The 12,563-nt window shown below is 51.2% G+C and carries 8 protein-coding genes; 1 reads left to right on the top strand and 7 read right to left on the bottom strand.

The window, feature by feature from the left end:
* Positions 1-2: 2 nt before the first annotated feature.
* The 3 genes from cysG to QQL65_RS15650 all read right to left on the bottom strand — a co-directional run bounded on the left by cysG (position 3) and on the right by QQL65_RS15650 (position 2,527).
* A complete protein-coding gene (gene cysG, locus QQL65_RS15640; protein ID WP_284365983.1) occupies positions 3-1,451 on the bottom strand; it encodes a siroheme synthase CysG in 1,449 nt (482 codons plus the stop codon).
* A 206-nt stretch (positions 1,452-1,657) separates the two neighbouring features.
* Entirely contained in the window at positions 1,658-1,978 is a 321-nt protein-coding gene (locus tag QQL65_RS15645; protein ID WP_284365984.1) for a 2Fe-2S iron-sulfur cluster-binding protein, read from the bottom strand.
* A 162-nt stretch (positions 1,979-2,140) separates the two neighbouring features.
* Entirely contained in the window at positions 2,141-2,527 is a 387-nt protein-coding gene (locus QQL65_RS15650; protein WP_284365985.1) for an Hpt domain-containing protein, read from the bottom strand.
* A 354-nt stretch (positions 2,528-2,881) separates the two neighbouring features.
* Between QQL65_RS15650 and QQL65_RS15655 the strand changes: the two genes are divergently transcribed.
* Positions 2,882-8,041: an apolipoprotein A-IV repeat region-like domain-containing protein gene (locus QQL65_RS15655; RefSeq protein ID WP_284365986.1), complete on the top strand. Its 5,160-nt coding sequence runs from the start codon at positions 2,882-2,884 to the stop codon at positions 8,039-8,041.
* 86 nt (positions 8,042-8,127) lie between these two features.
* Here the strand turns inward: QQL65_RS15655 and QQL65_RS15660 are convergent, their stop codons facing one another.
* From QQL65_RS15660 to QQL65_RS15675, 4 genes are all read right to left on the bottom strand, one after another.
* Entirely contained in the window at positions 8,128-9,342 is a 1,215-nt protein-coding gene (locus tag QQL65_RS15660; RefSeq protein WP_284365988.1) for an MFS transporter, read from the bottom strand.
* Between the two features lie 94 nt (positions 9,343-9,436).
* Positions 9,437-10,462, bottom strand: coding sequence for a glycosyltransferase family 4 protein (locus QQL65_RS15665; protein WP_284365989.1), 1,026 nt, complete (start codon positions 10,460-10,462; stop codon positions 9,437-9,439).
* Positions 10,459-11,259, bottom strand: a complete 801-nt coding sequence (locus QQL65_RS15670; protein WP_284365990.1) for a UDP-2,3-diacylglucosamine diphosphatase — start codon at positions 11,257-11,259, stop codon at positions 10,459-10,461. The genes QQL65_RS15665 and QQL65_RS15670 overlap by 4 nt, the downstream gene beginning before the upstream one ends.
* Before the next feature lie 152 nt (positions 11,260-11,411).
* Entirely contained in the window at positions 11,412-12,503 is a 1,092-nt protein-coding gene (locus QQL65_RS15675) for a glycoside hydrolase family 3 N-terminal domain-containing protein (RefSeq protein ID WP_284365992.1), read from the bottom strand.
* Between the last annotated feature and the right edge of the window lie 60 nt (positions 12,504-12,563).

The raw sequence follows: 12,563 nt of genomic DNA on the forward strand, positions 1-12,563 counted from the left end.
CTTCACGCCACCTCAATTGCGGTGGACGTATCCCCATTCAAATTATGTACTAGGCTTGGCGCTTCGATTGCGCTTACCCATTTGCCACTGGCGACCGCCTCACCCACAAATACAATTGCGGGGCCGTCAGCCAGTTCCGGCGCTTGGCTTGAAATTTCTGCCAATGTGGACAAACATCGTGCGCTATTCGCACGACCAGCATTGACAACAATGCCAACCGGCGTTTGCGCTGAAAGCCCATGCGCAACCAACTCACCTGCCACATCGCTAATGATTGATTTGCCCATGTAAATGCCAAGGGTGAGACCAGATTTGGCCAATGTCGCCCAGTGAGTTACCGCTGCATCATCAGCACCATGCGCCGTTGCATAAACAACACCGGAGGCCACATTACGCAAAGTCACTGGCAAATGTGCATCCGAAGCTGCGGCAGCAGCGGCAGTAACACCAGGCACGATTGCATATTCAATGCCTGCAGCATCCATGGCTTCGATTTCTTCCGCTGCGCGTCCAAAAATCATCGGATCACCGGATTTTAAACGCACAACCTGCTTGCCCGACTGTGCAAGATCAACGAGCAACTTGTTGATCCGCTTTTGGGTAAAGGAATGGCGGCCTTTGGCCTTACCAACCGGCACGCGCTCAGCATCACGTCGACCCATTTGCACCACACCTTCGGGCACCAATTGGTCGTGCACAATCACATCTGCGCTCTGCAATACCCGTTGTGCACGAAGGGTCAGCAAATCTTCAGCCCCCGGCCCTGCACCAACCAAATGTACAAAACCACTGCGCTGATCAACATTGGCGTGATCCACCAACAAATGATTTGCCCATTGATTGGCCTTATCTTGATCGCCAGCACCCAGCGCAACTTCAACCTGAGGTGATGCCAAAAGCTCCTGATAAAATTTCCGACGACGGTCGCCCGAATGAATCAATTTCTCAACCAGATGACGCAACCCACCAGCAAGACTTGCCAATTTGCCCAAATGCAAAGGAAGCGCTGCTTCAATTTGCGCCCGCACCAAGCGCGCTAAAACCGGCGCTTCACCTTCTGATGAGATGGCAACAGAAATCGGTGCACGGTCAACAATGGCTGGGGTGAAGAAATCACACAGGTCAGGTTGGTCCACCACATTAAGCGGTAAACCAGCCTCTTTCGCCAACCGTTTGGCGATCTCCGCATCAGGGCCCTCATCGCCCACAAACACCAAAGCTGCATTGTCCAAATGATGCGCTGCAAACACTTCTTCGCGCACGTCCAAATGGTCATTTTCAAGGTCAAGGGAGGAGAAATCAGCTTCGATTTTGCGGGCGATTACAACAACTTGCGCATCGGTTTTGATCGCCAGACGCGCTTTAGCCAGCGCCTCAGCGCCGCCACCAACGATGATGATTTTCTTGCCCCGCACTTTGTAAGAAACAGGGAATATGCCTAAGCGTGTCATGTTGCGACCTCGATTAATCGATGCCGCTAAAATAGTGGAGTCTCAGACCAATGCCAAGTCACTGAAATTGTTAGATTTTTCTTTATTCTATCAATCTGGAAGATGATAAAATGCCAGCAAAGCAATTGCGCAGAACTTGAGCAATTTGATCTCAATTATTGGGTGATTAGTAGAAAAATTCTTCTCACCACCCCAATTGTGGAAATCTATGCTTGGTTTTCCGGCACGTGAACCACCAAGCCATCAAGCTCATCAGAAACTTTGATTTGGCAAGACAGGCGGCTGTTGTCATTCACGTCAAATGCAAAGTCGAGCATGTCTTCTTCCATCACTGACGGGCCACCAGCTTTGGCTGTCCATGCCTCATCGACATAAACATGGCATGTTGCACAAGTGCACGCGCCACCGCATTCAGCAACAATACCCGGCACATCATTGCGGATCGCGTTTTCCATGACCGTTGAACCGTTCTCCGCTTCGACTTCGTGGCGGGTACCATTTGCTTCAACATAGGTGATTTTGGCCATAGTGGGCGTTCCTTATATCTGATCAACGGGCGATCTATATCGTCCAATGCAAATGCCTGCAAGCGGTGCGTTTACAAAAGCGGCCGCGATATTTGCGCACATTGCAACTTCGCAATTGTCAGTTGTGAATGAAAAATGAGATCTAGGGTGCTTGGCGCTTGCCTAGTCTTCCAGCAAATCCGTGATGAAGTTGGCGGTTTCCTGCAGCGCTTGACGCAATCGATCAATTGCCCCGGGTTGCACAGTACCGTTGGTCATCAGTTCTTTTTCAGCCTTTGCCGCAAGCTGCCCAACTTCAATGGCGCCAACACCGTGTGCCGCCCCTTTAATCGTGTGCAATCTAACCCGCAACTGCGCTCCGTCTTCCAACGTTGCAAGCTGAGTTAGATGAATTTCAATTTGTGATTTGAAAAGCTTCAGAATTTCAATCTCAAGCGACTTTTTTCCCATAGTCTGACGCCCAAGAAAAACCAGATCAATCCACCTTGGGTGATCACCTTGGGAAAACGCCGAACCCGTGGTTACTGCAAGTGCCGCTGCTTTGGCCATTTCAATGCCCTACTCAAAACTCAACAAGAAACTATTCACAACTTTATCATTGATGAATGAACTTAGGCTTAAGCGCCACAAATCGGGCACATTTAAAGGCCTAAAAGTACGGGCACTTTGACGCGTTAACCATTTATTAATAAAAAGATAAGCTCCACGTCGAAAAAGTGTATAAAGAAGTGATACCAACGTTCGGCGGCGTTGTGTGATTTGGCCAAAAACGCATTGATTTTATTGCGTTATTGATTTTCCGGGGGACGCTCCGGGCGTGTTTTTACTTATATGACACGAATTGCCTGAGCTCACCTTAGCCGCTTCGTTGGGACGTGTGCGGACGCAAAGGTAGTAATGAGTATGGCAAATAAAAAAGGTTCAACACCTAAGGACCCGGCAACTCTCGCATTTTCAGCGGTAGAGAGCGCATTGGAAAATTCGGTTGCAGCAAAAACTGCAGACGACAAGCCAAACGACGCCCCGCAGACATCTCCAAAAGCATCATCATCGCCGAGCCGTACGCGCTCAGCCGAACGCATTGCTGCCCGCACAAAAGGCATTGCGAATGATGATCGATCAAGTGCCGCTGGCATTCTTTATTCCTTGCAGTCCAAATCTACATCCACGCCATATTGGGTCGCCGCACTCGCCTCAATCGTGTGGGCCATCATTATTGGTACATTGGGCTTTTTCCGCTTTGGCGCAAGCTTGACCGATTCTGCACTGCTAACTGAAACGCTGCGCACACCAGAATTTGCTGCCTATAGCGCTTTGCTTGTTATCCCAGTCCTTGCGTTCTTTGCGATTGCCGCAATGACAAAACGCGCGAACGATCTGCGCCTTGCCGCCTCTTCGATGACCCAAGCGGCCATGCGCCTAACTGAGCCAGAAAACGCTGCATCACAACAGATCAAAACCGTTGGCCAAGCCGTACGCCGTGAAGTCAACGCGATCGGCGACGGGCTAGAACGCGCCCTGTCTCGCGCAAGCGAATTGGAAGTGATGGTGCACAACGAAGTGAATTCGCTTGAGCGCACCTATGCGGACAATGAATTGCGCATGCGCGCTTTGATTGAAGAGCTTGCCTCTCAACGCAAAGCAGTTGTCACCAATTCTGACCGCGTTCGCGAAGCAATTTCTGATGTGCATTCAGACTTCGCCACCAAATTGGACAGTGTTGGTTCCTCATTTGTAAATCAAATGAAGACCGTCGGTGGCAACATCACGTCAACAATTGAAAGCCAGAAAAATGAAATCACTGATTCTGTACACACTGCGGGCATGGCGATCGATGAAACCATCCAGAACCGCCAGGTAGATCTGATTGCTGCGCTAGAAGACAGCACAGAGAAACTGAATATTACCGTTGACGAACGCACCGCCAGCCTTGCGTCTGCAATTGCCGAACGAACTGGCGAGTTTGACCACGTATTGGCCAACAGAACCAATCAGCTACAAGCCTCGATTGAGGACAAGACCTCAGCGCTCGACAGCACACTCGCAGCGCGTACGACAGAGTTGCAGTCAAACTTTGATGAGCGCAATGAGCGCCTTGATCGCCTCATATCCGCGCGCACAACACAACTTGACCAAGTGTTGGTGGAGCGCACCGATGGTTTTGGCGACCTTGTTGATGAACGCATGAAAGGTGTTGCCCAGCTGTTGGATCGCAATACCAACGCATTTACCAGCCTGTTCGACGACAAAACCAATCTGCTCACCGCAGCTTTGAACGACGGTTCAGATAGCTTCAATGCAAATGTGAATGATCGCATCCTTGCCCTCACCTCAACATTTGAAAGCGGCGCATCTGCAATTACCGCGGCTGTTGATAGCGAAAGCGCAAAACTTAGCAACGTATTGCGCGCATCAGGCGAAGCTGTATTGGTTGATATGTCACTACGCGGCGAAGAGATTTCCGAACAGCTTGCCGCTGTTGGCAGCAGGTTGGCTGATAGCGTGTTGGCAAACTCTGCAAATGCTCAGGCAAGCTTGACCGAATTTGGCAGCCGCTTTGATGAAACTTTGGCAATTCAAACCAACAACCTTGAATCAAGTGTTCAATCTGCATTGCTACAAATTGGCGGTGTACTTGAAGAACGCGCGGATGATGCACGCAACTTGTTGCAAACAGCAGGCGATGCAACTGCCGCACAACTTACCTCTCGCGTTGACGAAGTGGCCGTTATCCTTGATAGCCGCCTGAAGTCTATGGACGAGATTGTTGGCGAAAAAGGTGGCAAACTGATCGAAACCATCGATCAAAACAGCCGCAGCCTCACTCAAAATGCTGCTGCATTGGAAGAAACGCTCAACACACACACCAACGCAATTTCTGAGCGGATTCAGTCCGGTTCTGAAATGCTTGGTTCGCAACTGCGCGAAAGCACCGAACACCTCGGCAGCACATTCGATGCATCTGCAGAAAAACTCAGCGCACAAATGCGCGAACGCACCACTGAATTCAGCCAGAACTTCGAGCAATCTAGCGACAAGCTGGATGCGCAAATGCGCGAACGCACTGCCGAATTGTCATCAGCATTTGACGCGTCAGGTGAGAAATTCCGCGACAATATCGATGCGAGCTTGCGCGATGTGAACCAGACAATGGAAACACGCACGCAGCAAGTATCTTCTATGATCGAGAGCAAAGTTGCTGAAGTGAACGAACACTTGGGTACAGAAATCGACGGGGCAATTTCACGTCTTTCTGACGCAGAACATGGTGTAGCCGGCAAAGTAACAAGCGCTATTGCAAGCATTGAAGAGAGCACCGACCGTTTGGCTGGCAAAGTTGAAAACGCCTTGTCACAGTCTACCGAGACATTTGAAACCGCGACTTCTGAGTTGGACAAAACAATTGCAGGCCGCGTGATCAAGTCTGCTGAAACATTGGGCCGTGCAACGCAGCACCTCACCTCGTCAATCGAAAACAGCGTTTCAAATACCGAACAGCGCCTAGCTGCAACTATGCAAGGGCTGACAAGCGAAACCGAAGAGCGTGTAACAGAGACCGAACAGCGCTTGTCCAAAACGGTTACTGAGCTCACCTCGTCCATCCAAGAACGCGTTTCTTCAAGCGAAGAGCAGTTTAATGCAGCGACCGAAGGTCTGGTGTCCAACATTGAAGGCCGCATGAGCGAGAGCGAACAGCGCTTGGCCGCGTCCGCTGAACAACTGTCTTCAACTGTAGAAACCCGCGTCTCTGACGGCGAACAACGTCTTGCTGCAACGCTCAACAGCCTCAACAAATCAGTCGAGGGGCGCATCAGCGACAGCGAACAGCGCTTGGCAGCTTCTGCGCGCAACGCCGCTGAAACCATCGAAACGAGCGCAACGCAAAGCGAAACGCAACTGGCAACGACCGCTGAAAACTTCAGCCGCACAATTGACGAAAAACTGGGTACATTGCCTGACGCCATTGCTGCACGTGCCAACGCAACAGCTGAGCGCTTGAACGAAATCAACGCTTCTGTTTCTTCGGCCTTGGGCAAAACAATGTCCAATATCGATGAAGGCGCAAGCCGCATCTCTGCAACGCTTGAAGAGAAATTGGTTGGCATGACAGCCGACATCTCAACAGACGTTGAAATCACCGCAACCCGCATGGATCAACTGGTGCGCGGTGCGATGGAGCAAATGCGCGAAGTTGGCGACAAGCTGCAAGATTTGGTTGAAGTACGCGGCGTCGCCACTGCTCAAGAGTTGAGCGACAAAGCGAGCGCGATGAACCGCGTGGTTGCTGTGCAATCCGAAACCTTGTCCAAAATCATCGACCAAAAAGCCAACGAACTTGATGATCGTCTGGCCAACCACCAGAACATCCTCAACGCAGCGCTTGAGAGCACAGCCGGTAGCGCTGAAGAGATCATGTCGACCTCGACAGCTCGCATCGAAGAAGATGTTACCCGTGCATTGGCCAAGCTCAACGATTCAAACATGCTATTGCAGCAAGTTCTTGAAACATCAGGCAACAATTTGGCGACGCTCGAGGGCAATATTGGCCAACACACTGCACGCTACTCGGATGCGGTACGTGATGCCCTTGCCGGCACGGATGATGCAGGTCGCTTGATGAGCGAACACGTATCTGCGTTGCAAGCAACAATTAGCGGCTTGCTAGCAGAAGTTGGTGAAGTGAAGCACTCGCTTGAGGGCCAAGCACACGGCTTTACTGACGCTGCACAGGAGCTGACCAATGCAAGCATGGTGTCGATTGAAACCATCGAAGGTGGTCGCACCGCTCTTGACGCATTGGCGCACGGCTTTACCAACCGCGCGGAAGAAATCGACAACCGCTTGCGCATCTTTGCTCGCTCTTTGGCCGATACAGTGGCCGAAGCCGAACAGCGGATCAACGCAACACAAGAAGCGCTGGACGAAACAGTTCGCAGTGCATCTTCATCGGTTTCAAACAACCTACGCACTTTGACAGAGACAGCAGGCATAGAAAGCCAACGCGCACAAAGCGCCGTACAGCAAACGCAGAAGGCGCTCGTCGAAGAAATGCAAGATGCAATTCGTCAGGCAACAGCACAGTTCAACGAAACAGCGCAGGCCATGCGCCTAACAGCTGGCCAGATGAACGAAGAGCTGCAAGCCACACGTGGCGAGTTGCAACGCGGCATGCTCGAATTGCCAGAAGAAACCAAAGCCAGCGCCGCTGCAATGCGCCGGGTGGTTGCCGAGCAAATCGAGGCATTGAGCGAGTTGAACAACATCGTCAACGCACAATCTAGCTCACATAGCTACACGGCGGCGACAACAGCACCACGCCACGAGCCAGCGCCTGAACCAAAGCCTGCGCCGCGTCGCGAGACCCCGCGTTTTGAGCCAAAGCCAGAGGCACTGCGCCCTGTTGAGCCAAAGCGCCCTGCACCACAGCAGCGTCGCCCAGAACCTGAAGTTCCATCTCGCGAAGAGGACATTTCATCTGAACAAATTGCGGCACTCTTGGAACGTCAGATTGAAGCTGAACAGCAAAATGCCCAGGCACGTCCCGTCATCGAAACGCGGCGTCCAGAACCGGCGCCTGAACAACGTCGAGTTGCACCACAACGGCCAGCACCTGCACCGCAAGCAGCGCCAGCGCCACAAAGTGATGATGATGACAACTGGGTGCGCAGCTTGTTGCGCAACGCCTCGGCCAATCATCAAGGTGAAGCCGAGCAGCAGCAACGTGACAGCAATCTAAACAGCCTCACAAGCGAAATGATTGCGGCTGTCGACCAGCGTGCCCTTGAAGACGCATGGATGCGCTACCAGAATGGTCAAACAGATGTGTTCTCCCGTCGCCTTTACACATTGGCGGGCCAAGGTACATTTGACGATGTGCGCAAAAAGCTAAAACGCGATGAAGCATTTGCCGGGACCGCTCGCGAGTTTATGTCTGAGTTCGAACAATTGTTGCGAGAAGCAGCAAGCGGCCCGAACCCTGTACGCGACACGCAAGCGCAGCTAACCTCTGACCGAGGCAAGGTCTACACCATGTTGGCCCATGCTTTTGGTCGCCTTGGATAAGGGCGCTGTCCCAATATCTTTAAGAACAACAAAGCCCGCTCCTAGGAGCGGGCTTTTTGATATGGTCCATTTCAGTGAATGAGCCTTTATGCCTCTGAGCGTGGATTGATCAAGATAAGTGATCCCATCACGCATAGGCCGCCAATGCCCGCAATCGCAACAGAAAGACCAAATGCGTTTGCCCCAAACTGCGCAAACACAAAGCCGAAACCAAACACAGTGGTTGCCAGCAAACCCTGCCCCAAAACCTGGACGCTACTTTGCGCTTCCGCCGCAAATTTCTCTGCCGTCCAGTTGGCGACAAAGTTAAGCGTGCCCAAGTATGTCACGCCAAACGAAAACGCGTGCAGCATTTGCAAAACAAAGTATCCGTAAACTGGCAATTCAAGCGTCATCCCATACCAGCGCAAACACGTCATACCAGCAGCAAACAGCATAAGGTGACGGGCTGAAAAGCGTCGCGCAATTCGCGCAAACGCGAGAAACACAACCACCTCAGCAGCAGACCCAATTGCCCAGAGTGGCCCAATCACCTCTTTGCCAATACCCTGCTGATCCCATAGCAGTGACCCAAATGTGTAAAGCGGGCCGTGAGACGCTGTTATTAAAGCGGACCCAACAATCGCAAGGATGAACCACGGGCGAAACATGTGTTTGAACTCTTGCGCCTGCAACCGGTGCGGCGGCGGTGCGTTCTTCGCTTCTTCTTTGATCTTTGCATCTTCAGGCGCGGTTGCGCGGAACGCAGGCAATTGAAAAGCCACAACGCCACGCAAAAAACTCAAGCCAACAAATAAGGGTAAGAACAGTGCAATACCTGCCCACCCCAAATACCAGCCGCCGATCAAGTTTGCAGCCACATACCCCACGGTGCCCCAAACTCTGATCAACGCAAACTCGCTTCCGCGACGGCGCGTCATGCGAACCGTTGCTGCATCAATGATTGGGGATAGCGCCATGACGGGCAAAACACACAAAGTCCAAATGGCAATGATCGGCCAAACATCGCTAGTGAGGAACAGAAAGAAAGGGGCGACAGCAGCGATCAAACTGCAAACCAAAATCACTGAGCGCCAGTCGGACGCTTTGTCTGCTAACCGACCAACGAAAATGTTGATCATCACCATGGTCCAAATCGGTATGGCGTTCAAAATGCCGATATCTGCGTCGCTGAACCCTTTATGGCGCAACCACAACGGCAGGAATGGCACCGCGACACCAACCGCCAAAAACATAGAACCGTAATAGTAAGACGCCCGTGCCTCGGAAGAGGACAAGCGCGAAATGATACCGATGGACATGAGCCATTTCCCGAATAGGAGACAATGTGGACTTGCATCGTTGCCCTGAAATTGCCTATTCGGCAAGCAATTTTATACTTTGGTATTAGAAAAACTACGCCGCAACACTGATTTCTGAATCGGTTGGGGCGAGATAATCAAAGAACATTTTTGCGCATTCGGCCCATGTAAACCTTGCAGCATGGCGCAGAACATCTTCCCTTTTGAGAGATAGCGCTTGCGTAACAGCAATGTCCAACCGCTCATTCATCCGCCCGGCAAGCGGATCAGTAAGCACGTCAATTGGCCCGATTACAGGATAGGCAGCAACCGGAACGCCACACGCCATCGCTTCAAGCATGACATTCCCAAACGTGTCTGTTTTTGATGGAAAAACAAACACATCAGCACTTTGATAATGCGCGGCGAGTTCTGCCCCAGTTTTCTGCCCCACAAAATGCGCCTCAGGATATCGCGCGCGCAGCTCATCAAGCTGTGGACCGTCGCCAACCACAATTTTTGATCCCGGCATATCAAGTTGCAAAAACGCCTCGACATTTTTTTCAACTGCAACGCGCCCCACACACACCATGTGAGGTCCAGGCAGTTCGCCAAACAATGTTTTCCGCGCTGGGAAAAATTGTGCTCTGTCGACACCACGTGTCCACGGCACCACACCTTGAAAACCCCGCTGCGCCAAATCAACAACAACAGATTGCGTGGGTACCATGGTGCGCGCAGCTGCTTCATGGAACCAACGCAAATAGGCATAGCTCCATTCAGCCGGAACGGGTAAGCGCGCGGCAATATATTCTGCAAATCGGGTATGATAGCTGGTGGTGAAAGGAAGGTGGCGGTTCAAACAAACTTGCCGCGCCAACAGCCCTAAGGGCCCTTCGGTGGCAATATGTATGAAGTGAGGCTGCACCTCATCAATTACATCTTCAACATGGCCCAAATGGGCAAGAGAAATTCGAATTTCTGGGTAAGTGGGCAGTGGCATGGTCCAGAAACGCTCGGGCGTCAGATAATCAACCACATGTCCAAAAGTTCTTAGTTCATCGCCAATATTGTCTAGACAGCGAACCACGCCGTTGACTTGTGGATGCCAAGCATCCGTGACGATGAGAATGCGTTTCATGCAACCTTTCGCGATTTCTTAGGTCGCGTCCCCGACTTCGGCGATGCCATTTCGGTCCAGCGGATCAGCTCAAATTCACCATCATGGTGTTCTACAATGGCGGTGCAGCTCTCCACCCAATCGCCTGTGTTGATATATCGGGTACCATATTTGTCGTGCATGTCAGCATGATGAATGTGGCCGCAAATTACACCGTCAACGCCGGACTGTTTTGCTTCGTGCGCCAGTGCCTCTTCATACCGACCGATAAAGCTCACCGCGTTCTTTACTTTATGCTTTGCCCAAGCCGACAAGGACCAATAGCTAAAGCCCATCTTGCGACGTACAAAATTGACGCCGATATTCAGCCGAAGCGCCGCGTTGTAAGCCCAATCGCCTACATGTGCGAGCCATTTAGCGTGGCGAACCACCACATCAAACTGATCGCCGTGGATCACCAAGTAGCGTTTGCCGTCAGCAGCATGGTGGACTGTGCGATCAATGATCTCAATATCGCCGAAATGGGTACCAAGATAGTTGCGCAAAAACTCATCATGATTGCCTGGCAAGTATACAATGCGAGCGCCCTTACGCGCCTTGCGCAGCAACTTTTGAAGTAGAATATTGTAGGCGGCTGGCCACCGCCAGTTTTTCTGCAAACGCCAACCGTCCAGAATATCGCCAACCAAGTAAATGGTTTCAGCATCATAGCAGCGCAAAAAATCGAGAAGCTGATCAACCTTGATCGTCTTCATGCCCAAATGCACGTCCGATATAAACAACGCTTTGACGTGCTTTGAGTTGTTTTCTGGTGTCATTGATAACGCTCACTTCGTTCTTTTGCGCGGGTGAAATCTATCTAGCCGATTCCAAAATCACAATTATGACAGTGTATATTGAACTCTAACATCCGGCAAAGACTAGATTTTTCATCACATTCAAACCCTTGCACTTGGTCGTCGCAACATAATCATTGCAATCGATTTTTCAAGGCGACAATCCGTTTGTAGCTGGCTTTGATTTTGGCTGCGAATGCAGGATCGCGCTGCGCTTCAGCTTCTAACACCGCCAAAATTCGATCCGGCAATCCCAGCGATGGCTTCACCGTGTTGGAGAACAGCAAAATGTCATTGCCAGCATTAACCGCACGCACAATTGCATCTTCAAAACCAAAGTGCTTGGTAATCGCACCCATTTCCATGTCATCGGAAATGATCACCCCGTTAAAGCCCATACCCTGCCGCAAAACCGTCGTCAGCGCCACAGGCGAAAGGCTTGCAGGCACCTGCCCTTCACCATCACGCACATAGCCCTTGTGGAACAAATGGCCGGCCATCACCATGTCGGCTTTACCCGCCTTGATGAGCGTTTCAAATGGTTCATATTCGGCTTCAACCCAACTCTGCGAGATATCGACAAACCCCAGATGGCTATCAGCTGCGCTAGAGCCATGGCCGGGAAAGTGCTTAAGCGCTGTGATCATTCCATGCTGATGATGGCCATCAATAAAGGACGTTGCGAACTTGGCCGTAATGTCAGCACGCGAGGAAAAAGAACGGCCATACTTGGCAATAATTGGATTGTTTTTGTTGATGATTAGATCAACCACAGGACCAAAATTTGTGTTGAACCCCAGTTTGCGCATCCGCTTGGCCAAATCCGTGTAGAGTGCTTTGGCGCTATCTTTATCCATATTCAGCGCAACATCTCGCGCGCGCGGAATTTCTTTGAACCCAACAGCACTTGTGAGGCGTTCAACAACGCCCCCTTCCTGATCGATCGCAATCAGAGGCGCCAATGCAGAATTGGCCGTTGAGAAATCTTTATTCATCCGGGCCACATCGTTCTGGCTTTTCACGTTGTATTTCAGATACATCACACCGCCGACACGGCCGTCGCTGATCAATTTAACCAATTGTCGATGCTGTTTGGCGCTAGCGCTATCATGGGCAAACCCAATCATGATCATTTGTCCCGCCATGTCGCGGAGTGATTGAGCTTGAACGGCTGTCGAGATCAAACAAGCTGATAGAAGAACCACAAATCGAAGTAAGTGCCGCATAAAAATCCTGTGCATTGGAATATGAAATGAAGGGGTAATAGGCAAAAACGGCAAACAAAT

The organism is Maritalea porphyrae (genome assembly GCF_030159895.1).
Taxonomy (GTDB): Bacteria; Pseudomonadota; Alphaproteobacteria; order Rhizobiales; family Devosiaceae; genus Maritalea; species Maritalea porphyrae.